This window comes from Achromobacter sp. SLBN-14 (genome assembly GCF_006715415.1).
GTDB lineage: Bacteria > Pseudomonadota > Gammaproteobacteria > Burkholderiales > Burkholderiaceae_B > Achromobacter > Achromobacter mucicolens.
In genome coordinates this window covers 4,433,497-4,457,920 of record NZ_VFNE01000001.1, presented here as the reverse complement: position 1 = coordinate 4,457,920, position 24,424 = coordinate 4,433,497, and the positions used below count along the sequence as shown (strand labels likewise).

Genomic DNA, 24,424 nt, shown 5'->3' with positions numbered 1-24,424 from the left:
CAGCAGTCAGGGCATCGCCTCAAGAGGGAGACGTACCGCCACGAAGTCGGATGGGGAAGGCGAGCACCGCTCTTTAACAACCGAGGCCGCCCGCCCCCGAGAGGGACGACGGGCGAAACAGGACAACCAACCACGCGCCAGCGCGCCCCCGGTCCCTGTGTGCTTGGGCTCTCACAGCCAGGCAACGCCCAGCCGGGCGTGGCGACGATAACCCCGGCCATCCGAACCGCTGAAAAGCGGGTTTCGGCCAGCGCTGCGAGTCAGCGCTTACCGAAGCCAACCCCAGAGGAAATCACCATGCCCAACCCTGAACCTTACGGAATCAACTGGGAAATCACAGACGACGATAGGGAACTGATTAGTCAGATCCTGAACCGCGCAGAAAGGATGGGCCACCTGAAGAAGCCCAACCGCCTTAACAGCGAAATGGACATTGCGGCTTGTCACCTGAACGGCACGCCATTGCGTCTGGCCGACTGGCTTGCCGCTGATGACTTCAATTTTGTTCATGACCTGTACGGCATCGACTCCCATATGGACCGCGCCACCGGCCGGCTGACTGGATGCTTCGTGCCACGGTTCGGGCGGGTTGAACCCCAGTCTAAACACTGAGGAAATGACCATGCTGAAACTGATTTGGCGCATGCGCGCCGCGCTTGCCTATCGCCGCATCACTGGCCTCACGCTCACGCAAGCATGGGGCTTCGCTGGCGCGCTGGCCGACGACTACCGGCCTGACGGATGGACGCCAACTGAAGCCGTCCGCGAAGACATCACCTACTGGCAAACTTGACAGTCCCGGCTCATGCCCCGCGTGCGGGGTATCGGCGGCCCCTCGATACGGACTAGGCTTCACGCCGAGGCGGTTTTGGCATGTTCTTTGTGCGATGAACAATTCGGCCAATAAAGGCACGTTGACTTTCGTACGAGATCACAGATTTATACGTGCAAAGGCCATAAAAGAAGATCCCAGCGCAAACCCACAGCAGATAGGTCAATGGTATTGCCACCCTTGCTGAGCCGCCATTGCTATACGAGGCTAGGCCACACCAAACGGACTGATTCTCCCGCCAGGCAGAGCAGCTTGCCAGCGTGAACTCTGCCCACGATATGGGGTAATCGAACATCCACCCCGCAGCCACGCACAAGCCAAGGGCGAGCAATATCGCAACGCCCATTACAAAAAAACCAAGCTTCTGACCCGCGTTCATTCTCGTCACTTTTTTGGCTTTGGACGCATTATGTTACATCAACCAACCTGGGCAGGGATGTCGCGTGCCCGGCAACTCCCAAAGGACCCCGCATGCTCGAAGCACTCGTACGCTTTATCGAAGAACTGATCGACGTTTTTAACTTCGGAAGCTCGATCAGCAAGTAGCAGCACCGCCTGCCCCGGCACCGGGGCGGCTTCGGAGAGCGGACCGGCGCCGCAACGTCACCGGCGCTGAAAGTGACTTTCAGGATCTAACCGGGCTTCCGGCCCGCTCCCCCAAGCTGACCACCGCGCAACTCTGCGCAGATTCCCATGACCTTGACTGAAACCCTCGCCTGGGGCCTGGGCCTGCTCGCGTTCGCGCGGCTTGTGCTGGCACCCCTCGGCGACTACCTCTCCCGCCGCCACGCCGCGGCAGATCCCTGGAACCCGACATGAACACCGTCAGCGCAAGCGCGTCACCGGTGCGCCCCCGCCTTCCCATCACGATCAAACAGGCCGCACGGAAGCTCGGCGCCCTGATTGCTCCCCGCGACCATGCCGGCAAGGGCAACTGGAACGACGACGCGGATATCCCGCTGTGGGCCTGGCCCGCCAGCCTGGCGCTGGCCGCGTTCTTCCTCTTCGGCCCGCAGTTGCTGGGCTGGATGCTAAGGATAATCGTTTGAACGCAGCGCTTCGAAGTGAAGGAGCGCATCGACTGAGCGTTGTCACCCGTTTCACCAACATCGTCTAGCAGTCAGCTTCAGACAAATTTCCCGCTTCCTTCAGCTTGCTCTTGGCAGTCCTGATATGGGCAAGGGCAGCATCAACCTCTATACGTAGCAGCCCAACGCCGTCCACGATTTGCTGTCCATTTGCGTTCAGCTTTTCCCGTGTGCGGTCCAGCTTCTTCGAAATCTCGTCAAACTCCGAGGAAATAGCTTGGCCGGCATCACTTGGCACAGAAGAGCGAGACGCAGTTGCCCGTCTGAAAGTGAGCTCCTCTTCTTTCGTAGACAGTTCGTTGTGGAGCTTCATTTTCAGGAGATACGCTTTGGCCGATGAGTACAAGTGGAGAATCCGCTGTCTCAAGTCATCATTTTCGATAACTCCAATTCGTGGAACCTGGGCCTGATATACCGGGAACAGGGAGTCCGAGTATGCAAACGTCCAATCCCTAGGACCTTTCGTCTCGCGTTCTAGTGCCGCGCCGACGGCAGCATCAAAGTTCGCCCAAACAGCTTCAATTTCTGTGGCCAAACTTTCAAGCATGACGATCTGCTCAACTCGCGCATGCTCGGTATCTCGCTTTCTTTGCAGCTCGGCTTCGCTGCGGAACACCCAGATTGCAGCCGCAATAGCCGCTACGGAACCGAACGCCTGGATCCACGCCGCCCAGTGATCAGAATTGGTGGGGTAATGCAACGCGAACGCGATGCACATCGCGATAAACCCCAATCCAATTAATGCCTCTCCGCAAGAGGTAGATCGAGTGCTTTCCATAATGCCTCCTATTTGACGCTCGAAACGGGTTCAACCTGGCTATGGTCCCGTGAATTCAGCGGGGGCAGCCTCCGCGCCTTCGCTGTGGCTCTGCTGATGGCGTTCGGCGTCTATAGAGAAAACCGCAGTCAAAGCGCCCCCAAGAAAGAACACCAAGCTGAAAACGCACGCGCGGAACGCACGCTTCAAATAAACCACGTGGGACTTCGGCATGGGACGTTTCATCGACTCGTTATAGAGCGCGTTCTGAGTCGCATAAGCGGCCAGAAAGGCCACCCCCACAAAGACCAGCCCTATCGCGAAGCATGCGATCGAGATTTGCAGGGCGAACGGTGGGATGGACTTCGATAGATGTGGGAACGCGGCCAGCATTCCGGCTGCCGCCCCGCCGTTCAACAGCGCCAACAGCTTAAAGCCTTCTGTCGATATCGAAATCATCGACTTGTAGGTTTCTTGTGGGTGCCAATCTTCACTCATATGCACGCCTCCCAATGTTGGAGGCATCGTATCCCAACCACTTCCCAGGTGTCATATGACCCATCCCCCCGCATCGTTTAAGACGATGATCAAGGACGGCACGATCAAACGCGCCGACGCAATGAAAGTCCGCTATTCCGACATCCGCGTGAAAGAGGGTTTCAACCTCCGCGACTTGGATGACGAATACGAAACCGGTATTGAAGCCCTGGCCTCCTACATTCTGGCTGGCGGCACGTTTCCCGCGCTCGAAGTCATCGCCCTGCCGGACGGTTCCGGCGTAGAGGTGGTAGACGGTCACCGTCGCTATGACGCGATCGGACGGGCGATCCGGCGCGGCGCCCCCATTGAATGGGTGTCCGTCGTCGGGTTCCAGGGCAATGAGATAGAGCGCCGAGCGCGCATCTACACCAGCAACGAAGGCGTCAAGCTACGCCCGCTTGAAGCGGCACTCGGCTTTAAGCGGTTCCGCGGGATGGGCCTGGATACAGAGGAAATTGCGGCGCTCGTCCACCGCAGCCGGCCCCACATCGAAAACTATCTCGTTCTGGCGGATGCTGAACCTGATGTGCATGCGCTGATCCGCAAAGGCGCTGTCTCTGTCGAGGTCGCAATCGACGCGATACGCAAGCATGGCACTCAAGCCGGGGAGTTTCTGACCGGCAAAGTGGACCAGGCCAGAGCGGCCGGCAAAGCGAAAGTGACTGCCAGCACCATCCACGGCCGCGCCCTGCCGCGCAAAGTCGTGTCCCCGCTCATCAGGGGCGTGGACACGTTCATGCAGGGACTGGACGCCAACCAGCGCGCGACCCTCTTGGACATCCAGGAAGGCCGCGTAGCCAGCGAAACGATCACCATCCCGGCCGCCGCTCTCCTTGAACTGTTCCAGGCCCACGGCGCCGTCGAAACCGTCCGCGCCAAGCAGGCGGAGAAGCAGCGCCGCCAGGCAGAGGCCGCGGCAACGGCCAGTCAGGCCGAAATCCCCACCACAGAGGATGCCCACGCATGAACGCCCTCCAAAACCTCGACGACCTGGACGACGTTGACCTGGCCGCGCTGTCCACCCGTGTGCTGCACGACATGGTCGCAAAGATGACCCCGGAAGAGCGCCAGCGCTATCGCGACGCACTCGACGCCGCAGACGCTCCCCTCCGCAGTTTCCTGGGCGCGGCCCTCGGGACGCCCGAAACGTCGCCTTCCGCCCCCGGCCAGAAGTGCGCTATCTGCCGCGGCGCATTCTCCGGCATGTCCTGGGACACGCTTTGTCCTTCTTGCTGGGATGGAGAGCTCTGGGAAGAGCTGGTGGCTCGCCGTGCTCGGCCTGCCCCATCGGATCGAACTGGCGGGCCGGCCTAGTCTTGATTTAGCCCTATGGGCTTTTGGAAAACCTGCTCTCTGTGCACTTTCAAAAACTCCTTCTGTCGAGGGTGAAAAGCACCGACGTTGGCGGGGTAAGCGATGCCCCACGACGGGAGCAGCGTTTTCACACGCTCGTGGGCAATCAAGTCGCCGTTGTCTTCAAACGATATCCAACCGCGATCAAACAATTTGTCCACGTGGGGCGCCAACATGAAGCCGTTGTGTGGGCTCAAACGTTCTTCGTCTGTGTCGCAGGCACTCCATGGTTTGATGTGGCTGGCAATGAGGAACGAAGCATCCGAAGTCCCCGTCAGGCGGCATTTGGGCTCCACTTTAAGAAGATCTGCCCGGAACGCTCCCTGCCCGAGTCGCGCCTTCTGCAAGCGCAGCTTTTCCGCGGCGGGAATATTGCGCCCACGAATCTCAGCAACCTCAACCTCGTCCTCCAAGGCTTGAGTGTCGAGGCCAGAAGTGGCGACTATCCAATCCGCTAACCCCTTCTCGATCCTATGAAGGTAGGTCATGTTTGCGTCGCCATTCGGCTTAAGAGGCGAGTATCGCTTGGGCAGCCACTCTGCTATTTCGGCGATGTGCTCTTTCGGAGAGAGCCTGTCCGGAAGCGCCGTCCACAGAATAGACACTTCCCACCCAAGCTGATTCCAACCGTTCGCGGCGTATCCGTCTCTCGGATGAGAGTCGAATGGCGCGGACTGAGCTATTCCCACCGCCCGAACCGCCTGCTTGGCATGCGAGACGACAAGATCGCCGGGCTTCACTGACTGCATTACCTCCCAGCTCTCCCGGCGGCGGTCACCATCGCCAACCTGAGGGCACCAAATGTACCCCCCTGCTAGTTCCCGCTTATAGGACGTGCCATGGTTCACCCACCAGTACTGCATCTGCTTCTCCTTTGGACCGCTAAATCGTACTGCGGCAAACAAATGATCTGCAACAGCCGAGAGAAACGCGCGTGGCAGGCCCGCGCCGCCCTGTCCGCACAACCCAGCGCACAGAAGAAGGAAGGCACATGAACCCCTATCAAATAGATGGGCCGGCACTGATCCAATTTAGCGGCGGCCGGACAAGCGCCTACATGTTGCGCCAAATACTGGACGCGCACGAAGGCAAACTGCCCGATGACGTGCATGTGGCGTTCCAGAACACGGGCAAGGAGCGGGAGGAAACTCTAGCTTTCATCGAGGAATGCAGCCAGCGCTGGCGGGTGCCCATCACCTGGATGGAGTGGGACGGCTTTGAGAATGGCAGCCGCTCCCGCTGCCTGTTCCGTATCGTCGACTTTACGACCGCCAGCAGAGACGGCGAGCCGTTCGAGCGCATGATGGACGCTTTGGGACTGCTCCCGAACCCCGTTGCTCGCACCTGCACCGCAAACCTTAAGGTGAAGACGAGCAAGGCGTGGATGATCGCCCGCGGGTACGTCGAATGGGATTCCGTCATGGGAATCCGGGCCGACGAGCCGACCCGCATCGCCAGGCTGAGCAATCCTAAGCGCGACAACAGCGCAGGCATTCCATATCTGCCACTGGCAAGGTCAAGGGTCCGTAAGGCTGACGTCCTGGCCTTCTGGGGGGCACAAGCGTTCGATCTTCGCTTGGATCCGGCGGGGGACCTTGGCAACTGCGATTTGTGCTTTTTGAAGTCGCGCGCAAAGGTCGTGGCCGCCATCCGTCGAGAACCGGCCCGCCACGTCTGGTGGGCTAGACAGGAATCGCGCCCGAGTGGCGCCACGTTCAGATCAGACCGCCCGCGATATACCGAACTGGCCCGCGAGGCTGAATTCCAATCACGCCAGAACACCCTGCCCTACATCGAGAGTGAGGATGAGGCCCTGGCCGACTGCATGTGTGGAGACTGATAGATGCCCCACCCAAGAAGCACAACGACGGAGGCGCTGTGTATGCCTAACCTGATCGAACGACTGGCTGCCCAGCTCCGCGAGTGCGCCGAAACCCTCGGGGCCGACCAGATCGACGAGCAGCGCGCCATGCGGGCCTATGCCGACTCGAGGGCGCTGCTGGAGGAAATGCCTCATTTATGACGCAAAAGCCCCGTCAATGTCTCATTGCTGGATTCAGCCCGCCAAGTGTGGGCTTCTTTTTGGAGGCGATATGCTGACCCTTACCGAGAAAGAAATCGGCGAGATCACCGCTCGCCAGCGCCGACCGGCCCAGATGAAGGTCCTCAAAGCCTTGGGAATCCGGTATCAAGTCAGGCCTGATGGCTCACTGTTGGTCTACCGTCGATACGTGGACAAGGGCCACACCGATACAATCCCGACTCGGGAACCGCAAATGAGGCTGAGAAATGGGCCGTCCGCGCAAATCTGACAAGCATTTGCCGCCCTGCGTCTACGAAAAGCACGGCGCTTACTACTACGTCAAAGCCGGTAAGTGGACTCGCCTAGCGGCGGATCTGCCTGCCGCTTTGGCCGAGTACGCACGTCGGTTCGACAACCCACGTGGAGGCATGCCGGAGCTTGTCGAGAAGGTCCTGACCCACATGTCTCCCAAGCTGTCGAAGAACACCATCGACCAGTACAAGATCGCTGCAGCGCGGATCAAAGAGACGTTTGCCGAGTTCGCTCCGGACCAGATCCGGCCGAAGCACGTTGCCGCGCTCAAGATGGACATGTCCGATACGCCAAACATGGCGAACCGGGTTCTATCGTTCCTGAAGACGGTTTTTAGCTATGCCGTCGAATGGCAACTGGTCGACAGCAATCCTTGCGTCGGGATCCGCCGTCATGCTGAGGGCAAACGTCAACGCTACATCACCGACGACGAATACGCCGCCATTTACGCAAAAGCAAACCCTCGGATGCAGGTCATCATGGATTTGCTGTACCTTACCGGGCAGCGCGTCGGGGATGTACTCGCTATCAAACGGTCTGACATTAACGACGAGGGCATAGCGTTCGACCAACAGAAGACCGGCGCGAAACTGCTGGTTCGCTGGACGCCTGAGCTACGCGAGGCGATCGCTCGAGCAAACGCCCTGAATGGTAACGTGCTGGCCCCCACCCTGTTTCGCACCCGGTCCCATGCCAAGGGAGCGCCTTCTTATGGCGCCACCAGAGACCGTTGGCGTGAAGCTGTGGCTGCTGCCGGCGTCGAAGATGCCAACATCCATGACCTGCGCGCAAAATCCCTGACGGATGCGAAACGGCAGGGCAAGGACGCGCAAATGCTGGCTGGCCACACGACCGCGGCCATGACTGACCGATACATCCGGCTGCGTGAAGTGCCTGTAGTTGATGGCCCCTCGTTCAGCCGCCGAGTAAAGAAAACCGCCTGAGTTTTAGACTGTCTAATATAAGCATGTCGCAAGTCATTGATTCACAACATACTCCCATGATGCAACAGTACCTGCGCCTCAAAGCCGAGGCCGGGCCGTTGCTGTTGTTCTATCGCATGGGCGACTTCTATGAAATGTTCTACGAAGACGCCGAGCGTGGCGCGCGGCTGCTCAATCTGACACTGACCAAGCGGGGCTCGTCCAACGGCGTGCCCATCCCCATGGCTGGCCTGCCTGTGCATGCCATGGAGCAATACCTGGCCCGGCTCGTGGCGATGGGCGAATCCGTCGCCATCTGCGAGCAGATCGGCGATCCCGCCGCCTCGAAGGGGCCGGTCGAGCGCCGCATCGTGCGCATCGTGACGCCCGGCACCTTGACCGACGACGCCCTTCTGCCGGCCAAGGCGGATCGCGCGCTGGCGGCCATCTGCGTCAGCGGCAGTGCTCGCGCGCCGCGCGCGGGGTTGGCGTGGCTGAATCTGGCCAGCGGCGAGTTCCGGGTGACCGAATGCGCGCCCGCGCAGCTGGAATCGGAATTGCACCGCATTGCGCCGGCGGAGATCGTTTGCGCCGACACCGCAGAGTTCGACTTTCCGTTCGAAGGCGCCCGCTCCCGCGTGCCGGACTGGCACTTCGAAAGCGACGGCGCGCGCGCGCACCTGCTGGCGCATTTCAAGACGGACACGCTGGCGGGCTTTGACATCGAAGACATGCCGGCCGGCATCTGCGCGGCCGGCGCCTTGCTGCGCTATGCGGCGCGCACGCAGTCGCAGGCGCTGGCGCACGTGCAGAGCCTGTCGGCCGAGCGGCCCGGGCAGTTCGTGCTGCTGGATCCGGTCACACGGCGCAACCTGGAACTGACGCAGACGCTGTCGGGCGAGGATTCGCCCACGCTGTTTTCGCTGCTGGACGGCTGCCGCACGCCGATGGGCAGCCGCCTCTTGCGCCGGTGGCTGCATCACCCCTTGCGCGAAAACGACCAGGCGCTGGCGCGCCAGCAGGCCATTTCGGCGCTGCTGGCCGGGCGCATGGACGTGGAGCAGACCTTTGGCTCGGCCGGTCTGCTGGAAGCGCTGCGCGCCGCCCTGAATGCCTTTCCCGACATCGAGCGCATTGCCGCGCGCCTGGCGCTTCGGTCGGTGCGCCCGCGCGAGCTCGCCAGCCTGCGCGACGCGCTGCAGGCCTTGCCCGCGCTTGCCGACCTGGTCGAACCGATGTCCGCCTCGCCGCGCATCGGCGAACTGATCTCGCATCTGTCCGTGGACCCTGCCCTGGCCGCCCTGCTGGTGCGCGCCATCGCGCCTGAGCCTGCCGTGGCCATCCGCGATGGCGGCGTGCTGGCAGCCGGCTTTGACGCCGAACTCGACGAGCTGCGCGCATTGGCTGCGGACGGCGGAGACTTCCTTGTCCAGCTCGAAGCGCGCGAGCGCGAGCGCACCGGCATCAGCAACCTGCGCGTGGAGTTCAACCGCGTGCATGGCTTCTACATCGAAGTCACCAAGGGCCAGACGGCGAAGGTGCCCGAAGACTACCGCCGCCGCCAGACGCTCAAGAATGCCGAGCGCTACATCACACCCGAGCTCAAGACCTGGGAGGACAAGGTGCTGTCCGCGCAGGACCGCTCGCTGGCCCGCGAAAAATGGCTGTTCGAGCAATTGCTGGACGTATTGGCCGAGCACGTGCGTCCGCTGTCCAACTGCGCCGCGGCGCTGGCCGAGCTGGATACGCTGGCCGCGCTGGCCGAACACGCGCAGCGCCACGACTGGATCGCGCCCGAGCTGTCCGAGCAGGCCGACATCGACATCGAGGCCGGCCGCCATCCGGTGGTGGAACGCGCCATCGAACGCTTCACCCCCAACGGCTGCCGCCTGGATCCCGCGCGGCGCATGCTGCTCATCACTGGCCCGAACATGGGCGGTAAGTCGACATACATGCGGCAGGTGGCGTTGATCGTGCTGCTGGCGCGCATTGGCAGCTTCGTGCCGGCCTCGCGCGCCCGGATCGGCAAGATCGACCGCATCTTCACCCGCATCGGCGCGGCCGACGACCTGGCGGGCGGACGCTCGACCTTCATGATGGAAATGACTGAGGCCGCGGCCATCCTGTCGGCCAGCACGCCCAACAGCCTGGTGCTGATGGACGAAATCGGACGCGGCACGTCCACGTATGACGGCCTGGCGCTTGCGTGGGCCATTGCGTGCCGCCTGCTGTCGCACAATCGCGCGCTGACGCTGTTTGCCACGCACTACTTTGAACTGACCCGTCTGCCCGCCGAGCAGCCCACGGCCGCCAACGTCCACCTGGCCGCGGCCGAGTCGGCGGGCGGCATCGTCTTCCTGCACGAAGTGCGCGAAGGCCCCGCCAGCCGCAGCTACGGGATTCAGGTGGCCCAGCGCGCCGGCGTGCCCGCCGCCGTCATCCGGCAGGCGACGCGCGAACTTGAACGCCTGGAAGCGCAAGGCGCCCCCACGCCGCAGCTGGGGCTGTTCTCGGCTGCTGCCGAGGCCGACGCCCAGGCGTATGCGCAGGCCGAACGCGCAGACACCATCGAGGCGCTCGACTCCCTGCGCGAGGAGCTTTCCGCCATCGATCCCGACAGCCTCACGCCGCGCGAAGCGCTGGATGCCCTTTACCGCTTGAAGAAGCACCTCCAATGAACCTCGACCATCCGCTTGCGCTCCTGGGCAATCAAAGCCCCAACGACTTCATGCGCCGTTACTGGCAGAAGAAGCCGCTGCTGATCCGCCAGGCCATTCCGGCGTTCAAGCCGCCCGTCACCATCGCGGCCATCAAGAAACTCGCGCGCCGCGACGACGTGGAGTCGCGCCTCATCTGGCGCGAGAACGGCGAATGGCAGATGGAAAACGGCCCCTTTGCGCGTCTGCCCAAGGACAACGAGGGCGACTGGACGCTGCTGGTGCAGAGCGTGGACCTGCATAGCGATGCGGCCGCCGAGCTGATGGCCCAGTTCCGGTTCATTCCCGATGCCCGGCTGGACGACGTGATGATCAGCATCGCCAGCCAAGGCGGCGGCGTCGGCCCGCATTTCGACAGCTACGACGTGTTCCTGCTGCAGGCGGCGGGCGAGCGCGAATGGCGCTATGGCCGCCAGAAGGATCTGTCACTGGAACCGGACTTGCCGCTCAAGATCCTGAGCAACTTCCAGCCCGAGGAAAAGGCGGTGCTGGCGCCCGGCGACATGCTGTACCTGCCGCCGCAGGCCGCCCACGACGGCATTGCCATGGGCGATGGCTGCATGACGATCTCCATCGGTTTCCGGGCGCCGACGCAGGCGACGCTGGCACGCGGCCTCCTGGAAGCGGCCGCGGACCAGGTCATGGCCCGCGTGGGCCTTCTGGGTGGTCCCTATGGCGAGCCCGCCCTGCCCGGCCCGAAGCTGTCGGCCGTCTACCACGATCCGGCCCAGCCGGCCGTGGATACGCCCGCGGCGCTACCCGACGCACTGGTGGCCGCCACGCTGGAAACGGTGGAAAAGCTGCGCTTTGACGACGCGCTGGCGTCGCGCTTTCTGGGTTGCTGGCTGACCGAGCCCAGCAACCTCAGCGTGTTCGACGCGCCCGAGGGGATGGACGTCGATCTGGAGGAAGACTGGCCCACGTCGGGACGCCTGGTGCTGGACCGCCGCAGCCGCATGCTCTATCGCGGCAAACAGCTGTTCATCAATGGAGAAACCGCCATGACGCCCGCGGATGCGGCGTTGCGCCTGCTGGCCGATTCACGTAGCCTGGATTGTGCGCATCCCGCCTGCGCCCGTCTTTCCGACGAAGCACGGGCATGTTTGGCCGATTGGCTGGACTCGGGCTGGATTCATTACCGAGCCGAGTAGTATCTGGAAACGTTCGCGTATCCGTGTCACACAGAAAGAAATCAGGTCTGTAAACCGGGTCACATCAAGAAAGACATAACACCAAGCTGAAAGGTTTGTTGCCGTTGGGATGCGAACGATTTAACTTTCCTACGCGATCGGCCTGAACCTTCCTGTAGCCTGAGTTCTGGTTTCCCCTAACGGGGTTTCAAGAGTCGTCATCTACAGGAGTTCAAATAATGATGAGCAAAACCTTGATTATTGCCTCGGTGCTGGCCGTCGCGCTCAGCGCTTGCAACAAGAAGGAAGATGCCCCGGCGCCGGCGACCAGCCCGACTCCCGGCGCCACCACGCCCGCACCTGGCGGCACGCCGCCGGCCTCGCCCGCACCGGCGGCCCCGGGCACGACGCCTGGCTCCGGTTCGACCACCCCGGGCGGCTCGACCACCCCCGCGTCGTAATCCTTCAGGCACGAACCCCCGCACTGAAGACGCAAAAAAAACCCTGGCATGTGATGCCAGGGTTTTTTTGTGCCTTGCCGGAACGTAAGCGACGAAAGTCCGCGCTTGCCGCCGGCCGGGCATGGGGCCCCGACTGGGGACCCTGCCGGCGGCCGCTGCGCGTGAGCGCGCGGCCCGGCGGTTCAATTACATCTTGTCCTTCAGGACGCTCAGCAGGCGCTGCGCGGTCGGGCTGCTGTCCGGCGTGCCGTTGGCGTCCAGGACCGAGACGGTCGTCTGTTCGCCGTTGCCCACCAGGTGGATACGGTACTGAGCAGCCTGGGCCTTCTTGTCGCCAGAGAACATGCGGCTGAAGAAGCCGGGCTGTTCCATCTTTTCGCCGGTGTCGGTGTCGACATAGCGGACGAAGTAGTCGCCGGAGGAACGATCGCGGTCATCGACTGCGAAGCCGCCGCCATCGAGCGCCACGCCGACACGGCGCCAGGCGCGGTCGAAGGATTCGCTGACGATGAGCGACGCGCCCTGGGCACGAACGTCCTGCTGCACGGCGGGACGCTGCGGCGAGGCCTCGGCCTGCTGCACCAGCTTGCGGGCGTTGTCGACGTCGGTACCCAGGAAGACCATCATGCGCGCCAGCATGGCGGCGTTCAGGCCCGGGTCTTCCTTGCCGTTCTGCCACTGCACCTGCGAGCCGTCGGAGCCGACACGCTTTTCGAGCATCTGGCGGTGGCTGACGTAGATTTCGGTGTGACCGTTGACGCGTTCGACGCGGGTGCGGAATTTCTCGCGCTCGCCGCTATCCCACGCCGATTCCAGCACCGCCCCCAGCGCCTGGCGCAGCCAGCTTTCGGGGATCTTGGCGCGGTTCTCGGCCCAGTCCGTTTCGATCAGGCCGGCACCGGGATTGTTGGTGGCGACGGTAAAGCCGCTTTCGGTCCAGAAGTCGATCAGGCGGGGGAAAACCTGCTCGGGCGGACGGTCCACGACGAGCCAGCGCAGATCGCCGTCGCGTTCGACGCGCATGTCCGAACGGTTGGGAAGCACGTTGCTGGTCTTCGGGGCGCTGGCCTGGGCCACACCCTGTTGCTGGAATTCAGAGAAGGTGGTGGAACCCGAGGCCGGCGCGCGGTAGCGGGGATCGCTATTGGCCTGCGTCAGGTCGGGCGGAATGCTGAGAGGCTCTCCACGCTGGTTTACCGCGCTCTTGTAGTCGACCGATTCTTCATTGCCCAGGAATTGGTTGACCTCGGAGCACCCGGCCAGCAACACCAGAGACATCAATGCCGACAAACCGGCATGACGTTTGTTCATACGTTTCCTCACGATATTTAGAGCAGTCCCGTTTCCTGGAGCGCATTGCGCACCGCTGCGTGATGCTGCGCGCTCAGTTCGACCAGCGGCAGCCGGTAGCCCAGCGCGCTGCGGCCCATTTGGGCCAACGCCCACTTGACGGGGATGGGGTTGGCTTCGACGAACAAAACCTTGTTCAGACGCGCCAGGAACGCGTTAAGTTCACGGACCTTGGGCACATCGCCCGCGAGGGCGGCGGCACAGAGGTCGCGCATGAGCTTGGGCGCCACGTTGGCCGTGACGGAAATGTTGCCTCGCGCGCCCAGCAGGATCAGGGCCGCAGCGGTGGGATCGTCGCCGCTGAAGACCTGGAAGCTGGCAGGCGCTTCGCGCAGCAAGAGGCCGCCGCGGGCGATGTCGCCGGTGGCGTCCTTGATGCCGATGATGCCCGGCACCTGCGCCAGGCGCAGGATCGTCTCGTTGCTCATGTCGGCAACGGTGCGGCCCGGCACGTTGTAAAGAATGGTGGGCAGGTCGACGGCTTCGGCGATGGTGCGGAAGTGGCGGTACAGGCCTTCCTGCGACGGCTTGTTGTAGTACGGAACGACCGACAGGCCAGCCTGCGCGCCCACTGCCTTGGCGTGGCGGGTCAGGTGGATGGCTTCGTCGGTGGAGTTGGCGCCCACGCCGGCAATGACCGGAATGCGGCCGGCGGCATGTTCGACCGCAACGCGGATGAGTTCCGCGTGTTCTTCCATGGAGACCGTGGGCGACTCCCCGGTGGTGCCCACCACCACCAGCGCGTCGGTGCCTTCCTGGACATGCCAGTCGATCAGCGACCGGTAGGCAGCGTAGTCCAGGCTGCCATCGGGTTGCATTGGGGTGACCAAGGCCACCAAGCTGCCCTGGAAATTAACGCCTGCGGCGGTAGCAGGGGATGCCATAGATGTCGGGCTCCAAAACCCCGCGGCGGGATTGCCCCAGGGCCTGATTCAGTGAAACCGCTGAGTTTAACGGATATTGGGTGGAATCTTACAGAAACCACTGAACGATCGTCGTTCCCAGCCCGAGCACCGGTTGCATCAATAACCAGAGCACATCGGTGACCAGCAGGACTATGACGATGATCAATCCATACGGCTCGATTTTCGAGTATTGCCAGGCCAGGCGATTGGGCAGCAGGCTGAAGAGAACGCGTCCGCCGTCCAGCGGCAGGATGGGCAGCAGGTTCAGCGCCATCAGCACCAGGTTGACGTTGACGCCCGCCACCGCCATTTCGAACCAGAAGCTTTCGTGCAGGCCGCTTTCCATGAAGAGCCGCAGCGACAGCGCCCACAAAATGGCCATGAACAGGTTGGCGGCCGGTCCGGCCAGCGCGACCCAGGCCATGTCTTTCTTGGGACGGCGCAGGCGGCCGAAGTCCACGGGCACCGGCTTGGCCCAACCGAAGAGCAAGCCGGGACTGCCCATGAGCTTGGAGGCAAGCAGGATGGCGACCGGGACCAGCAGCGTGCCGACGGGGTCGATGTGGCGTGCGGGATTCAGGCTGACCCGTCCGGCCTGGTAGGCGGTCGGATCGCCCAGCATGCGCGCCACGTAGCCGTGCGCCGCCTCATGCAGGGTGATGGCGAAGATAACCGGTATCGCGTAGACCGCAATGGTTTGGATGATGTCATTCATGGCGAACCGGATTGTAGATGAGCCGCGCGCCAGCGCGGCGCGTCTCGTGCATCGTGGCGAGGGGGAATATCAGACAAGTCCGAGGGTAGCGGGATCGCCGCGGCCCAGGCGCACGACGACCGGCTCGTCGCCGGTCAGGTCGATCACGGTGGTGGGCGCTTGCGGGCAGGCGCCCGCATCGATGATGGCGGCCAGATCGTGGTCGTAGCGCTCGCGGATTTCCTCGGCGTCGTTCAGCGCCTCGGTTTCATCCTTGGGGATGAGCGTGGTGGACAGCAGCGGCGAACCCGCCTGTTCCAGCAAGCCCAAGAGGACGGCGTGATCCGGCACGCGGATGCCGATGGTCTTGCGCGAGGGATGCGACACGCGCCGCGGCACTTCCTTGGTGGCTTCGAGGATGAAGGTCCAGGGGCCGGGCGTCGCGGCTTTCAGCAGCCGGTATTGCTTGTTGTCGACGCGGGCGAAGTGGCCGATTTCGGCCAGGTCGCGGCACAGGAGGGTGAGGTGATGACGTTCGTCCAGTCCGCGCAGGCGGCGCAGCCCGTCGGCGGCGCTTTTGTCGTCCAGGCGGGCGACGACGGCGTAACTGGAGTCGGTGGGCACGGCCACCAGGCCCCCGTCATTGAGCCATTGCGCGGCTTGCTTGAGCAGCCGCGGCTGGGGATTTGCGGGGTGGACAGAGAAATACAAAGCCATGGGTTTATCCTAACATCCTTGAAGGCCGCCCAATAGCGCGGCGATGCAAAATGGCGGTAATGACGATCCGCCCGGAGAACCAGTATGCGCCTCGATAATTCGCGCCAGAGCGACAATGTGGAAGACCGCCGTTCCAGCGGCCCACGAATCGGCGGCCGCGGGACCATTGGCATAGGCACGATAGTACTTGCCTTGGTGGCGATGTACTTCGGCGTCGATCCGCGCGTGGTCCTGGACATGGCGGAAGGCCCGGCCGTGCAGGAGCAGGCGCCCGCCTCGGCCCCGCCGGCCAACGATCCCCAGGCCGTCTTCGTGTCCAAGGTCCTGGGCGAAACCGAAGACGTGTGGACCGGTATCTTCCAGAAGGAACTGAACCGCCAGTACGTCGAGCCCAAGCTGGTGCTGTTTCGCGGCGCCACGCCCACGGCCTGCGGCACCGGCCAATCCGCCATGGGCCCCTTCTACTGTCCGGGCGACAGCAAGGTCTATATAGACCTGTCGTTCTTCGACGAACTGCAGAACCGGTTCAAGGCCCCCGGCGATTTCGCGCAGGCGTACGTGATTGCGCATGAAGTCGGCCATCATGTGCAGCACCTGCTGGGCATCTCGGACCAGGTCGACCAACTGCGCCGGCGCAACCCGTCGCAGGCCAATGCGTTGTCGGTTCGGCTGGAACTGCAGGCGGATTGCTTTGCCGGCCTCTGGGCGCAGCGCGCGGATGCCGCGCGCAACATTCTGGAAGGCGGCGACGTCGAAGAAGCGCTGGCGGCCGCCACCGCGATCGGCGACGACCGCCTGCAGAAGCAAAGCCAGGGATACGTCGTGCCCGACGCCTTCACGCACGGCAGCTCCGCGCAGCGCGTGCGCTGGTTCAAGCGCGGCCTGGAAAGCGGCAGCATCAAGCAGTGCGACACGTTTGGCGCGACGTCTCTGTGACGCCCGGCGCTGCGCGGCCCTCGCCCGCTCCGGGCCGCACGGCGCCAACACCTGTATATCCATCCAGGCCACAGACCCCGGCCGTCTTCATCTTGTAAGATTACGCCCCCTCGCAATGCTGCGCGCGCGTGTCTTCACCGCGGCGCGGCGGGGCGCAGCGCATGCCGCATGCACGTTTTGCTTCGCGCGCCCCCAGACCCTAGATTCGTTTCCATGGCCAACAAGTTCGAACCGCTAATCACCGTTGATGAGGTGCAAGAGATTCTTGCCGAACCCAAGGAAACCGCCAAGCCGATCCTCTGGCTGCCGAAACCCGCCGCGGGCAATGCCCAGTGGATGGAGTTCAGCTGTCCATGCAAGATCAAGGGCGAGGTGCGCGAAGACGTGATCTTCCGCGTCATGTACCGGGGCGCCCGCACGGCGGTGCATGGGCAGGCCACCATCTTCCTGACCGAGGCGTTCTGCGCCAGTCTCTTCGTGGGCCCGCACCGGGTGTATGGCGTCGATACCGACGATTCGTTCCACACCAGCCTGGTGGGCGCGGACCGGCCGCAATACCGCAAGCCGCTTGCCGACCGCAGCCATGAACACATCTGGGTCGAGGAAGGCGAAGGCTATGCCGAGCCCATCGTGCCCGCGCTGGACACCATCGGCGCGCTGATGCAGTATTTCCTGCCGCGAGCGAACCTGACGCTGGCCGGCGGCTTTGCGCATCCCCTCAAAGGCCGCCAAATCGAACTGATCCTATGAGCAATTTTCTGGAAGCCTCCGGCTGGACCGTCCTGCCGGCGGGCGAACACGCCATTCGCGCCGTCTCTCCCATGACGTTGGGCCTGGACGGCCAGCACGCCGCCTTTTTCATCGCGCATCCCGATGAGTCGTCGTTCTACCTGACCGACGCCTGTGAGACCGCCATGCATGCGTCCAGCTTTGGCATCGACGTGGCGGCCAAGCGCATCGACATCCTGAACGAAACGCCGGGCGTCACGCTCGCCCATTTCGACCGGTCCGGCGCCATCGTGGCCGAAGGTCCGATCGAGCAGTTGCAGGAAGCGCTGTGGGACGCGGTGAAGCTGGCGATGGCCTTGTCGTTCCAATGCGCGAAATGGATGCCGCGGTTCAGCCAGCTGCGATTCCGCGCGCAGGTGGGCCGCGCGCTGGCCGAAGGCGTGGGCGTGAACCGCATGGTCAAGGGCGCGCGCGCCAAGGGCAGCAGCGGCCACACGGCGGACTTTGCGTACGCGGTGCGCGCGGCGGGCAGCACCGCCCTCACCTACATCGAGCCGATCGCCCTGAAAGCGGGCAAGAAGATGGACTGGACGCAGGTCTACCAGACCCACGGCAAGATGTCGGATGTGAAGATGGCCGATGCGCGCAACTCGCGCATGGTGATTCTGGAAGACGGCGCTTCGGCCGAGGAATTCAAGAAGGCCGTGACGATCCTGGAGCAGTCCGCCACCGTGCAGACGCTGGCCAAGACCCGTGACTGGCGAGAGGTGTTTTCGGCCTAGCCGTCTCAGGACGGCGTGTTGGTCAGGCCGTCGACGATTTCGCGGCCGTGCACGATGGCCGCATGCACGGCCTCGCGCGGACTATAGACGAAGCCGCCGCCCGCAAACTGGGGCACGGGGTATTCGTCGCCGCCTTCGAGTATGGCGCCTGCCTGGACAACCATCACCGAGGCAGTGAAGACAGGGCCGCTGGCTTCGGGCGGGGGCACGATAGCGCCGCCGCCCCGGGACACCTTGGCCGTGAGGCGGTATCCCTTGTAGATCAAGTTGTTCTGATGCACTTCGGTAGTCCTCTATCTGCCGTCGAGCATACTCCGTGATTTCATGACAATCCGGATAAGTTTTGTAACTCAAGCAGAAAATAGAAACACTGTTGCGCCAACGCAGGCGTGTCCCCGTTTCTCAAATGTTGAGAAGCGAATCCGCTTTCATGCCTGAAAGGTAGCGCCGGCGCGGCTTGCGAGCCGGCGCCTGCGCTGCACGCAATGGCGCCCACCGCCGATTCCGGGGGATTACCCTAGGGTCTGTTGCGAAAGCGCATCCTCGGACATATTCATCCCTGTCACGCGCATGTAGTCGTCCAACCGCCAGCCCTTGCCGAGCAGGATCATGCGGGTATGCAGGTCATCGCGCACGCGGGGCGCCACCTCGCGCCCCAGATAGGTGAGCTGCTTGCAGCGCAGGTCCACGTAACCCACCGCGTAGTGGCGCGACAACCCCATCCACAGGCGGTGCGCCCCGACGGACTGGCGGGCGCCGCTAAGAATGCACAGGCCAGCGTCAAGCGCCCACCGGTACACCGCGGTGGCCAGGCCCATGCCCTGGTAGGGCGCTGCGTACTTCGAATGCGGCGCGCGCACGTAGGGATCGGCACGCCGGCCCACTTCGATCAGCCGGTTGAACACCGTATAGCCCGCCAGCCGGTCCCGCCGCACGTCCACCACATACACGTAATACTCGCCGTCGGCCTCGCGATAGCGAAGCACGATGCCAGGAATGTCGGTCTTGACCTCCGGCAATCCATGCAAGCGGTCCATCGGACGATTCATGCGGTTGTGGATGGCATCGAGCTCCTTGTCCACTTCCTGGGGACTATGGTTAACGTCGATGCGCAATTCCGTCACGATCGACATGACGTGACGGAACGCGTGCAAGGCCAGCGTAGGCAAGGCCACCTCCTGTACAGGGTTGAAGAACGGTCCGCGAGGGACGGGAGACGTAAAAAAAGCCGCATCCGCGGCTTGAAAAGTTGTGTGCGGGTGCACCGCCGGTCAGGGCGGTGAATGGGGCCAGGCGAGGAATCGATCACGCTGCTGCATGCGTGTCCCTTTGGGCTGCGGGCTGGTCGCCCGCCAGACCAAAAAATGCCGGAAATTGCCGCTCGCCCTTGGCCGTGATGCGCAATGCGCGCGAGTCCAGGTCCTTTGCGACCCAGCCGCGCGCGAGCAGCGCATCGAGCAGCGCCGCGCCCAAGGCGCCGCCCAGATGGAAACGCCGTTCGCTCCAGTCCAGGCACGCGCAGGCGAAGCGGCGGCGGCGCTGGCGCGCCTGGGCCACGTCGACGCCCACTTGCGCGAGCGACGCTTCGCCCAGCGGCGTGAGCACATAGGCGCGCCCGTCCGGCGTCAGCCAATGCCGGCCCAGCATCGCGTCGTGGATGCGCACGGCCAGCGTGCCGGCCATGTGGTCGTAGCAGGTGCGGCTGTCGCGCAGCGCGGACGGCGTGGTCGGCTTGAACGGCGCGCGCTCGGCGCCCGCCACCACCAGCAGCGCCTCCAGCGCGTGGCCGACCTCGCCGCTGGCCAGGCGGTAGTAGCGGTGCTTGCCCTGCACGGCCATTTCCACCAGGCCCTGATCGCGCAGGCGCTGGAAATGGCTGCTGGCCGTGGACGCGCCGATGTCGGCGGCCGCGGCCAGTTCCGTGGCGGTGCGCGAGCGGCCGTCCAGCAACAGGCACAGCATGCGTGCGCGCGCGGGATCGGCGATGGCGCCTGCCACGGCGGACAGGTTGATGTCGGCGAACTCGGAATCCATGATTCGATATTGGCCAAAGTATTGTGTGTAGGCCGTAAGCATACTTCGCCGCATCGAAACTCGCATCAATCGCCCAGACCATGTCCGCCTCCCCTCCCTTTTTCGGCTGGAAAGTCCTTTGCGCTACCTTCGTGCTCGCCGTCTTCGGTTGGGGCGTGGGTTTTTACGGTCCGCCGGTATTCCTGCACGCCGTCGTCCAGCGAACCGGCTGGAGCGTCGCGCTGGTATCGGGCGCGGTCACGCTGCACTTTTTGGCCGGCACGGTGGTGGTGGCCAACCTGCCGCGCCTTTACCGCCGCATCGGCGTCGCCCGCACGACCGCCGGCGGCGCGGCGCTGCTGGCCGTGGGCGTGGCCGGATGGGCGGTGGCGCAGACGCCCGCGCAGCTGTATGCCGCCGCGGCGTGCAGCGGGATGGGCTGGGTGACGTTGGGCGCCGCCGCCGTCAACGCCCTGATTGCCCCCTGGTTCGTGCGGCGGCGTCCGGCCGCCCTGGGCATGGCCTACAACGGCGCCAGCGTCGGCGGCGTCGTCTTTTCACCGCTATGGGTGTTCCTGATCGCGCACGCCGGCTTTGCGCAGGCGGCGTTGTGGGTCGGGCTGGCGATGGTCGTTGTCATCGGCGTGCTGTCGCGCAAGGTGTTTTCAGTGACGCCGCGACAGCTTGGCCAGGCCCCGGACGGCGACGCGGGGGGCAAGCCGCCCACCGCCACCCAGACCGCGCCGGCGGCCGCCGGCCCGCTGCGCCGCGACCGCGCGTTCGTGACGCTGGCCGCCGGCATGGCGCTGGGCCTGTTCGCCCAGATCGGCCTGATCGCGCACCTGCTGTCGCTGCTGGCGCCGCTGCTGGGCGCGCAGACGGCGGGACTGGCAATGGGACTTGCCACCGCCAGCGCCATCGCCGGACGCTCGCTCGTCGGCTGGCTGATGCCTCCGGCGGCCGACCGCCGCCGGATCGCCTGCGCGGCCTATGCCGTGCAGATCGCCGGGTCGCTGGTGCTCATGTTGGCCGGGGACCACGCGTGGGCGGTGTGGGCGGGCGTGGTGCTGTTCGGGTCGGGCATCGGCAACGCCACGTCCCTGCCGCCCCTGATCGCGCAGGCGGAATTCGCGCGCGAGGACGCTGCCCGGGTGGTGCCCCTGATCGTGGCGCTGTCGCAAGGCGCCTATGCCTTTGCGCCGGCCGCATTCGGGGCGCTGCGGACCCTGTTGCAGCCGACGGGGCTGGCGCTGCCGGGTTTCCTGGCCGCCGCCGCCGTATTGCAGTTGGCCGCCATCCTGTGCTTTTCCGCGGGTCGTGGCGCCCACGCCAGGCGCGGCGCGCTCTGACGCCTCTGGCGCCTCAGGCGCCGCCGCCGCGCCGCGCCACCAGGCCGGCCATGACCGCGTCGCCGCGTTCGTTGACCAGCCCCTCGGCCACGCCCTCGCGATCGGCCGCGTTGCGGTTCTGGCTGACCTTCCACTTGCCTTCGATGCGCGCGATGGGGATTTCCACGCCGATGATGGCGCGCATCTGCGCCGCGATGAAATCGGCGGGCGCCTCGTCCACGCGCCACGGCTGGGCGCGCGCACGCTCCTGGCTGTCGGTCAGCGCCTCCAGCTGGGCGCGCAGCCACGCCGGATCGTCCTGGATGACAGGCGTGCCCCACACGTGGACAGCCACGAAATTCCAGGTGGGCACCACCTTGTGCGTCTCCGCCTTGGTCGCGTACCAGGACGGCGTGATGTAGGCCTGCGCCCCGTGGAAGGCCACCAGGCACTCGCGTCCCGAAGCCAGTTCGGCGAGCTGCGGATTGGCGCGCGCCACGTGCAGGCGCAGGACGCCATGCGGGCCTTCGGGATAGAGCAGACAGGGAATGTGATTGGCCATCAGCCCGCCGTCGCCGCTGGTGCAGACGACGCCCAGCGGGTGGGCGCGGATGAACTCGTGCTGGATATCCAGCGAATCTTCGCGAAAGGCGGACGGCAGGTACATGATGGCGGCGCGATGAAAAGGTCGGAAAAGCGACAACATACCGCGCGCGTGGCCCCACTGAAAGAGCCACACCTTCCGCGTTTCATGGAGCCAAGCACCTCGTGCGCCAATTGGCGCCGCCAATGCGTCTCGCTGCTATCGTCGGGATCGCGCGTAAGCGGCGTTCATGCGTTCGCGGGCCTCGGTTTCATGCGCAAAGGCGCGGTCGTAGTTTTGTAGGCAGCCGGGCGTGGGACTGGGCCATTGGATCGCGGCGATCGCTTCGGTCAGTTCATCGCGGGCCCGCTGCCATTCCTTGACGGCGGCATACCATTCGTTGGCGGTGTCCATAGATGTCTCCTTCTATGTGCACATGCCCATCGTAGCGCTGGCCACAGCCGGCAAGACAGCGTTTTCGCATGGCCAGAAGGATGATGCGGCCAGGCGCGCAGCCGATACCCGCAGCCAAAAAAATAGCCGCGGCAGCGCGAGTTTCGGGCAGATAATTGCCAGCATGAATCGTGCCGGTCGTGAGTCCGCCGCCGCGGACGCCGTTGCCTGAAAAGGAAAGCCCCCATGAAGCCCAACCTCGCACTGCGCGCGGCCTGCTGCGCACTCATCGGACTGGCCGGCTGCACCAATCTTCCCAAGGCCAAGGACTATTCCACCGCGCTTGGCGAACCCCAAAGCCAGCTCCAGCAGGACCCGAACTGGAGCGGCGGCCGCATCTGGGTCCGGCCGGGGCCGCCGATCGGCAGCCAGTTCGACAAGAAGCTGCTCTTGGAGAATGTGACCTACATTCCCGGCGACCGGCCTGACGAGTTGGACTTTCGCGACAATGCCGAACTGCGGCAGCGCGTGCTGGACTACATGAACGCCGCCTTGCGCCGGGAGTTTTCGCAGGCCGGCTATCAGCTGATATCGGCGCCCGCGCCGCGCTCGGTGCGGCTGCGGGCCGCCATCACGGGCACCTTCCGCAACGATCGCGATCCGCGCCCGGGCGAATACGTGCCGATCGGCTACGTACTGGGCCAGACGGCCAAGGCCGCGGGCCTGCGCGATCAATCGGCGCGGCTGTTGATCGAAGCCTCGGCGCGCGATGCCTCCACCAACCAGCTGCTGATCGCCTCGATGGGCGCCGTCACGGGCAGCAACCTGCCCGAGAGCCGCAAGCCCACGGCGGCCGACGTGCAAGGCGCCATCGACGACTGGGCGCGCCGGGTTCGCGAGCAGTTCGACCGCATCTGGGTCGCGGAAATTCCCAAAACGCCGTGATGCGCGGGTGACCATTTCCCGCTGCATATCACGATGTGATGAATATTGACGTCAACCCTCACTTACCCAGGGACCACGGCTAATGCTACTGTTCCGCCTGTGCAAGGAGTACATGCAATGGATCAGAAAACAAAGCCCTGGGCATTTCCCAAACCCCACCCCGAAAACACGCCACGCGGCGAGCGCAACAAACAAGAGTTCGACACGCCGCCCAAGGAAGAAAAGCCCGCGGCCAAACCGCGCGCCAAAAAGCAGACGCCTGCGACAGGACGGGCTCGCCCGTGAGGCTGGCGGCAAAGGTCTGTGCGGCCGCCGGGGCAGCGCTTTGCGCGCTGTCCATGGCCGCCGCCGCAACGCCCGACCTGCAGACGGGCGACATGGTTTTCCAGCAGTCGCGATCGGCGCAAAGCCTGGCCATCCAACAGGCCACGCATTCGCCCTATAGCCACATGGGCATGATCGTGACGCGCCAAGGCCAGGCCTACGTGCTCGAGGCCGCGGCGCGCGTCAGCTACACCCCCCTCTCGCAATGGATCGCGCAAGGCGAGCGCGGCCATTACGTCGTCAAGCGGCTGCGCGACGCATCGCAGCTCACGCCCGACGCGCGCGCCCGCCTGGCCAAGGCGGGCGCCGCCTATGTGGGCAAGCCCTACGATCTGGTGTTCGCCTGGTCGGACGACCAGATCTATTGCTCCGAACTGGTCTGGAAGATCTACGAGCGCGTCCTCGGCGTGCAGATTGGCGCGCTGGCCCCGCTGAAAAGCTTCGATCTGGCCTCGCCCGCCGTGCAGGCCAAGATGCAGGAACGCTACGGCAAGCGCATTCCCTGGGAAGAACCCATCATCTCGCCGGCCGCCATGTTCGCGTCGGACCAACTGGTGACCGTCGGCACCTTCTGACGGCGGCGCCGCGC

Annotated in this window: 32 protein-coding genes; 20 read left to right on the top strand and 12 right to left on the bottom strand. The window is 64.2% G+C overall.

From position 1 onward, the window contains the following. Window positions 1–297: 297 nt before the first annotated feature. The 4 genes from FBY20_RS20295 (at window position 298) to FBY20_RS20290 (ending at window position 1,881) form a co-directional block, all read left to right on the top strand. Complete coding sequence (locus tag FBY20_RS20295; RefSeq protein ID WP_142054236.1) at window positions 298–612, top strand: hypothetical protein; 315 nt, start codon at window positions 298–300, stop codon at window positions 610–612. A gap of 10 nt (window positions 613–622) precedes the next feature. Continuing rightward, the gene (locus tag FBY20_RS27730) at window positions 623–793 is read left to right on the top strand and encodes a hypothetical protein (RefSeq protein WP_160144423.1); all 171 of its coding nucleotides are present in this window, start codon (window positions 623–625) and stop codon (window positions 791–793) included. A 732-nt stretch (window positions 794–1,525) separates the two neighbouring features. Next, the gene (locus FBY20_RS28020) at window positions 1,526–1,651 is read left to right on the top strand and encodes a hypothetical protein (protein ID WP_255452413.1); all 126 of its coding nucleotides are present in this window, start codon (window positions 1,526–1,528) and stop codon (window positions 1,649–1,651) included. Next, window positions 1,648–1,881, top strand: a complete 234-nt coding sequence (locus FBY20_RS20290; protein WP_142054234.1) for a hypothetical protein — start codon at window positions 1,648–1,650, stop codon at window positions 1,879–1,881. The genes FBY20_RS28020 and FBY20_RS20290 overlap by 4 nt, the downstream gene beginning before the upstream one ends. 64 nt (window positions 1,882–1,945) lie before the next feature. Here the strand turns inward: FBY20_RS20290 and FBY20_RS20285 are convergent, their stop codons facing one another. Both FBY20_RS20285 and FBY20_RS20280 read right to left on the bottom strand, forming a co-directional pair. Continuing rightward, window positions 1,946–2,698 carry a hypothetical protein gene (locus FBY20_RS20285; RefSeq protein ID WP_142054233.1) on the bottom strand — a complete coding sequence of 251 codons (753 nt, stop codon included), beginning with the start codon at window positions 2,696–2,698 and terminating at the stop codon, window positions 1,946–1,948. A gap of 39 nt (window positions 2,699–2,737) precedes the next feature. Next, window positions 2,738–3,175, bottom strand: coding sequence for a hypothetical protein (locus tag FBY20_RS20280; RefSeq protein ID WP_142054231.1), 438 nt, complete (start codon window positions 3,173–3,175; stop codon window positions 2,738–2,740). A gap of 55 nt (window positions 3,176–3,230) precedes the next feature. Here FBY20_RS20280 and FBY20_RS20275 point away from each other — a divergent pair, with 55 nt between their 5' ends. Both FBY20_RS20275 and FBY20_RS20270 read left to right on the top strand, forming a co-directional pair. Beyond that, the gene (locus tag FBY20_RS20275; RefSeq protein ID WP_142054229.1) at window positions 3,231–4,184 is read left to right on the top strand and encodes a hypothetical protein; all 954 of its coding nucleotides are present in this window, start codon (window positions 3,231–3,233) and stop codon (window positions 4,182–4,184) included. Beyond that, a complete protein-coding gene (locus FBY20_RS20270) occupies window positions 4,181–4,531 on the top strand; it encodes a hypothetical protein (RefSeq protein WP_142054227.1) in 351 nt (116 codons plus the stop codon). Before FBY20_RS20275 ends, FBY20_RS20270 begins: the two co-directional genes overlap by 4 nt. On the opposite strand, the gene FBY20_RS20265 is transcribed toward FBY20_RS20270, so the two are convergent. After that, complete coding sequence (locus tag FBY20_RS20265; protein WP_160144422.1) at window positions 4,528–5,319, bottom strand: HNH endonuclease; 792 nt, start codon at window positions 5,317–5,319, stop codon at window positions 4,528–4,530. The genes FBY20_RS20270 and FBY20_RS20265 overlap by 4 nt on opposite strands. Window positions 5,320–5,561: 242 nt before the next feature. On the opposite strand from FBY20_RS20265, the gene FBY20_RS20260 reads away from it, so the two are divergent. From FBY20_RS20260 to FBY20_RS20235, 7 genes are all read left to right on the top strand, one after another. After that, window positions 5,562–6,410, top strand: a complete 849-nt coding sequence (locus FBY20_RS20260) for a hypothetical protein (protein WP_142054223.1) — start codon at window positions 5,562–5,564, stop codon at window positions 6,408–6,410. 42 nt (window positions 6,411–6,452) lie between these two features. Further along, window positions 6,453–6,593 (top strand): hypothetical protein, encoded by a 141-nt coding sequence (locus FBY20_RS27725; RefSeq protein ID WP_160144421.1) that lies wholly within the window; start codon window positions 6,453–6,455, stop codon window positions 6,591–6,593. Beyond that, window positions 6,550–6,882 carry a DUF4224 domain-containing protein gene (locus FBY20_RS20255; RefSeq protein ID WP_370458349.1) on the top strand — a complete coding sequence of 111 codons (333 nt, stop codon included), beginning with the start codon at window positions 6,550–6,552 and terminating at the stop codon, window positions 6,880–6,882. Before FBY20_RS27725 ends, FBY20_RS20255 begins: the two co-directional genes overlap by 44 nt. Next, the gene (locus FBY20_RS20250) at window positions 6,860–7,849 is read left to right on the top strand and encodes a tyrosine-type recombinase/integrase (RefSeq protein ID WP_142054219.1); all 990 of its coding nucleotides are present in this window, start codon (window positions 6,860–6,862) and stop codon (window positions 7,847–7,849) included. Before FBY20_RS20255 ends, FBY20_RS20250 begins: the two co-directional genes overlap by 23 nt. Window positions 7,850–7,905: 56 nt before the next feature. Next, window positions 7,906–10,506, top strand: coding sequence for a DNA mismatch repair protein MutS (mutS, locus tag FBY20_RS20245; RefSeq protein ID WP_142054217.1), 2,601 nt, complete (start codon window positions 7,906–7,908; stop codon window positions 10,504–10,506). Then, window positions 10,503–11,696 (top strand): cupin domain-containing protein, encoded by a 1,194-nt coding sequence (locus FBY20_RS20240; RefSeq protein ID WP_142054215.1) that lies wholly within the window; start codon window positions 10,503–10,505, stop codon window positions 11,694–11,696. Before mutS ends, FBY20_RS20240 begins: the two co-directional genes overlap by 4 nt. A gap of 218 nt (window positions 11,697–11,914) precedes the next feature. Next, entirely contained in the window at window positions 11,915–12,136 is a 222-nt protein-coding gene (locus FBY20_RS20235; protein ID WP_081101139.1) for an endopeptidase, read from the top strand. A gap of 186 nt (window positions 12,137–12,322) precedes the next feature. Here the strand turns inward: FBY20_RS20235 and bamC are convergent, their stop codons facing one another. The 4 genes from bamC to FBY20_RS20215 all read right to left on the bottom strand — a co-directional run bounded on the left by bamC (window position 12,323) and on the right by FBY20_RS20215 (window position 15,802). After that, a complete protein-coding gene (gene bamC / locus FBY20_RS20230) occupies window positions 12,323–13,447 on the bottom strand; it encodes an outer membrane protein assembly factor BamC (protein ID WP_056323402.1) in 1,125 nt (374 codons plus the stop codon). A gap of 17 nt (window positions 13,448–13,464) precedes the next feature. Next, window positions 13,465–14,370 (bottom strand): 4-hydroxy-tetrahydrodipicolinate synthase, encoded by a 906-nt coding sequence (gene dapA, locus FBY20_RS20225; protein ID WP_142054213.1) that lies wholly within the window; start codon window positions 14,368–14,370, stop codon window positions 13,465–13,467. 88 nt (window positions 14,371–14,458) lie between these two features. Next, the gene (locus tag FBY20_RS20220; RefSeq protein ID WP_056323397.1) at window positions 14,459–15,106 is read right to left on the bottom strand and encodes a site-2 protease family protein; all 648 of its coding nucleotides are present in this window, start codon (window positions 15,104–15,106) and stop codon (window positions 14,459–14,461) included. A 69-nt stretch (window positions 15,107–15,175) separates the two neighbouring features. Next, a complete protein-coding gene (locus FBY20_RS20215) occupies window positions 15,176–15,802 on the bottom strand; it encodes an L-threonylcarbamoyladenylate synthase (protein ID WP_056323394.1) in 627 nt (208 codons plus the stop codon). Between the two features lie 84 nt (window positions 15,803–15,886). Between FBY20_RS20215 and FBY20_RS20210 the strand changes: the two genes are divergently transcribed. The 3 genes from FBY20_RS20210 to FBY20_RS20200 all read left to right on the top strand — a co-directional run bounded on the left by FBY20_RS20210 (window position 15,887) and on the right by FBY20_RS20200 (window position 18,249). Beyond that, window positions 15,887–16,738 carry a neutral zinc metallopeptidase gene (locus tag FBY20_RS20210; protein ID WP_128828751.1) on the top strand — a complete coding sequence of 284 codons (852 nt, stop codon included), beginning with the start codon at window positions 15,887–15,889 and terminating at the stop codon, window positions 16,736–16,738. 213 nt (window positions 16,739–16,951) lie between these two features. Beyond that, the gene (locus tag FBY20_RS20205) at window positions 16,952–17,488 is read left to right on the top strand and encodes a hypothetical protein (RefSeq protein ID WP_056323388.1); all 537 of its coding nucleotides are present in this window, start codon (window positions 16,952–16,954) and stop codon (window positions 17,486–17,488) included. Then, window positions 17,485–18,249, top strand: a complete 765-nt coding sequence (locus tag FBY20_RS20200) for a DUF1828 domain-containing protein (RefSeq protein WP_142054209.1) — start codon at window positions 17,485–17,487, stop codon at window positions 18,247–18,249. Before FBY20_RS20205 ends, FBY20_RS20200 begins: the two co-directional genes overlap by 4 nt. A 5-nt stretch (window positions 18,250–18,254) precedes the next feature. On the opposite strand, the gene FBY20_RS20195 is transcribed toward FBY20_RS20200, so the two are convergent. The 3 genes from FBY20_RS20195 to FBY20_RS20185 all read right to left on the bottom strand — a co-directional run bounded on the left by FBY20_RS20195 (window position 18,255) and on the right by FBY20_RS20185 (window position 20,283). After that, on the bottom strand, window positions 18,255–18,530 hold the full coding sequence (locus tag FBY20_RS20195) for a hypothetical protein (RefSeq protein WP_056323383.1): 276 nt from the start codon (window positions 18,528–18,530) through the stop codon (window positions 18,255–18,257). A gap of 231 nt (window positions 18,531–18,761) precedes the next feature. Next, window positions 18,762–19,418, bottom strand: coding sequence for an N-acetyltransferase (locus tag FBY20_RS20190; protein WP_142054206.1), 657 nt, complete (start codon window positions 19,416–19,418; stop codon window positions 18,762–18,764). A 136-nt stretch (window positions 19,419–19,554) separates the two neighbouring features. After that, complete coding sequence (locus FBY20_RS20185) at window positions 19,555–20,283, bottom strand: helix-turn-helix transcriptional regulator (RefSeq protein WP_142054205.1); 729 nt, start codon at window positions 20,281–20,283, stop codon at window positions 19,555–19,557. Between the two features lie 80 nt (window positions 20,284–20,363). Here FBY20_RS20185 and FBY20_RS20180 point away from each other — a divergent pair, with 80 nt between their 5' ends. Next, window positions 20,364–21,611 carry an MFS transporter gene (locus FBY20_RS20180; RefSeq protein ID WP_142054203.1) on the top strand — a complete coding sequence of 416 codons (1,248 nt, stop codon included), beginning with the start codon at window positions 20,364–20,366 and terminating at the stop codon, window positions 21,609–21,611. Between the two features lie 13 nt (window positions 21,612–21,624). Here FBY20_RS20180 and FBY20_RS20175 read toward each other — a convergent pair whose 3' ends face one another. Both FBY20_RS20175 and FBY20_RS20170 read right to left on the bottom strand, forming a co-directional pair. Beyond that, the gene (locus FBY20_RS20175) at window positions 21,625–22,257 is read right to left on the bottom strand and encodes an FMN-binding negative transcriptional regulator (protein WP_142056113.1); all 633 of its coding nucleotides are present in this window, start codon (window positions 22,255–22,257) and stop codon (window positions 21,625–21,627) included. Between the two features lie 135 nt (window positions 22,258–22,392). After that, window positions 22,393–22,587: a hypothetical protein gene (locus tag FBY20_RS20170; RefSeq protein ID WP_062842115.1), complete on the bottom strand. Its 195-nt coding sequence runs from the start codon at window positions 22,585–22,587 to the stop codon at window positions 22,393–22,395. Window positions 22,588–22,812: 225 nt separating this feature from the next. On the opposite strand from FBY20_RS20170, the gene FBY20_RS20165 reads away from it, so the two are divergent. The 3 genes from FBY20_RS20165 to FBY20_RS20160 all read left to right on the top strand — a co-directional run bounded on the left by FBY20_RS20165 (window position 22,813) and on the right by FBY20_RS20160 (window position 24,410). Further along, window positions 22,813–23,511: a DUF3313 domain-containing protein gene (locus FBY20_RS20165; RefSeq protein WP_142054201.1), complete on the top strand. Its 699-nt coding sequence runs from the start codon at window positions 22,813–22,815 to the stop codon at window positions 23,509–23,511. Between the two features lie 117 nt (window positions 23,512–23,628). After that, a complete protein-coding gene (locus FBY20_RS27800; RefSeq protein ID WP_174245436.1) occupies window positions 23,629–23,796 on the top strand; it encodes a hypothetical protein in 168 nt (55 codons plus the stop codon). Beyond that, on the top strand, window positions 23,793–24,410 hold the full coding sequence (locus FBY20_RS20160; RefSeq protein WP_255357265.1) for a YiiX family permuted papain-like enzyme: 618 nt from the start codon (window positions 23,793–23,795) through the stop codon (window positions 24,408–24,410). Before FBY20_RS27800 ends, FBY20_RS20160 begins: the two co-directional genes overlap by 4 nt. Window positions 24,411–24,424: the final 14 nt, after the last annotated feature.

Coding starts and splice junctions, on each gene's coding strand:
- FBY20_RS20295 (WP_142054236.1), top strand. CDS start 298: ATGCCCAACCCTGAACCTTACGGAATCAACTGGGAAATCACAGACGAC.
- FBY20_RS27730 (WP_160144423.1), top strand. CDS start 623: ATGCTGAAACTGATTTGGCGCATGCGCGCCGCGCTTGCCTATCGCCGC.
- FBY20_RS28020 (WP_255452413.1), top strand. CDS start 1,526: ATGACCTTGACTGAAACCCTCGCCTGGGGCCTGGGCCTGCTCGCGTTC.
- FBY20_RS20290 (WP_142054234.1), top strand. CDS start 1,648: ATGAACACCGTCAGCGCAAGCGCGTCACCGGTGCGCCCCCGCCTTCCC.
- FBY20_RS20285 (WP_142054233.1), bottom strand. CDS start 2,698: ATGGAAAGCACTCGATCTACCTCTTGCGGAGAGGCATTAATTGGATTG.
- FBY20_RS20280 (WP_142054231.1), bottom strand. CDS start 3,175: ATGAGTGAAGATTGGCACCCACAAGAAACCTACAAGTCGATGATTTCG.
- FBY20_RS20275 (WP_142054229.1), top strand. CDS start 3,231: ATGACCCATCCCCCCGCATCGTTTAAGACGATGATCAAGGACGGCACG.
- FBY20_RS20270 (WP_142054227.1), top strand. CDS start 4,181: ATGAACGCCCTCCAAAACCTCGACGACCTGGACGACGTTGACCTGGCC.
- FBY20_RS20265 (WP_160144422.1), bottom strand. CDS start 5,319: ATGCAGTCAGTGAAGCCCGGCGATCTTGTCGTCTCGCATGCCAAGCAG.
- FBY20_RS20260 (WP_142054223.1), top strand. CDS start 5,562: ATGAACCCCTATCAAATAGATGGGCCGGCACTGATCCAATTTAGCGGC.
- FBY20_RS27725 (WP_160144421.1), top strand. CDS start 6,453: ATGCCTAACCTGATCGAACGACTGGCTGCCCAGCTCCGCGAGTGCGCC.
- FBY20_RS20255 (WP_370458349.1), top strand. CDS start 6,550: ATGCCGACTCGAGGGCGCTGCTGGAGGAAATGCCTCATTTATGACGCA.
- FBY20_RS20250 (WP_142054219.1), top strand. CDS start 6,860: ATGGGCCGTCCGCGCAAATCTGACAAGCATTTGCCGCCCTGCGTCTAC.
- mutS (WP_142054217.1), top strand. CDS start 7,906: ATGATGCAACAGTACCTGCGCCTCAAAGCCGAGGCCGGGCCGTTGCTG.
- FBY20_RS20240 (WP_142054215.1), top strand. CDS start 10,503: ATGAACCTCGACCATCCGCTTGCGCTCCTGGGCAATCAAAGCCCCAAC.
- FBY20_RS20235 (WP_081101139.1), top strand. CDS start 11,915: ATGATGAGCAAAACCTTGATTATTGCCTCGGTGCTGGCCGTCGCGCTC.
- bamC (WP_056323402.1), bottom strand. CDS start 13,447: ATGAACAAACGTCATGCCGGTTTGTCGGCATTGATGTCTCTGGTGTTG.
- dapA (WP_142054213.1), bottom strand. CDS start 14,370: ATGGCATCCCCTGCTACCGCCGCAGGCGTTAATTTCCAGGGCAGCTTG.
- FBY20_RS20220 (WP_056323397.1), bottom strand. CDS start 15,106: ATGAATGACATCATCCAAACCATTGCGGTCTACGCGATACCGGTTATC.
- FBY20_RS20215 (WP_056323394.1), bottom strand. CDS start 15,802: ATGGCTTTGTATTTCTCTGTCCACCCCGCAAATCCCCAGCCGCGGCTG.
- FBY20_RS20210 (WP_128828751.1), top strand. CDS start 15,887: ATGCGCCTCGATAATTCGCGCCAGAGCGACAATGTGGAAGACCGCCGT.
- FBY20_RS20205 (WP_056323388.1), top strand. CDS start 16,952: ATGGCCAACAAGTTCGAACCGCTAATCACCGTTGATGAGGTGCAAGAG.
- FBY20_RS20200 (WP_142054209.1), top strand. CDS start 17,485: ATGAGCAATTTTCTGGAAGCCTCCGGCTGGACCGTCCTGCCGGCGGGC.
- FBY20_RS20185 (WP_142054205.1), bottom strand. CDS start 20,283: ATGGATTCCGAGTTCGCCGACATCAACCTGTCCGCCGTGGCAGGCGCC.
- FBY20_RS20180 (WP_142054203.1), top strand. CDS start 20,364: ATGTCCGCCTCCCCTCCCTTTTTCGGCTGGAAAGTCCTTTGCGCTACC.
- FBY20_RS20175 (WP_142056113.1), bottom strand. CDS start 22,257: ATGTACCTGCCGTCCGCCTTTCGCGAAGATTCGCTGGATATCCAGCAC.
- FBY20_RS20170 (WP_062842115.1), bottom strand. CDS start 22,587: ATGGACACCGCCAACGAATGGTATGCCGCCGTCAAGGAATGGCAGCGG.
- FBY20_RS20165 (WP_142054201.1), top strand. CDS start 22,813: ATGAAGCCCAACCTCGCACTGCGCGCGGCCTGCTGCGCACTCATCGGA.
- FBY20_RS27800 (WP_174245436.1), top strand. CDS start 23,629: ATGGATCAGAAAACAAAGCCCTGGGCATTTCCCAAACCCCACCCCGAA.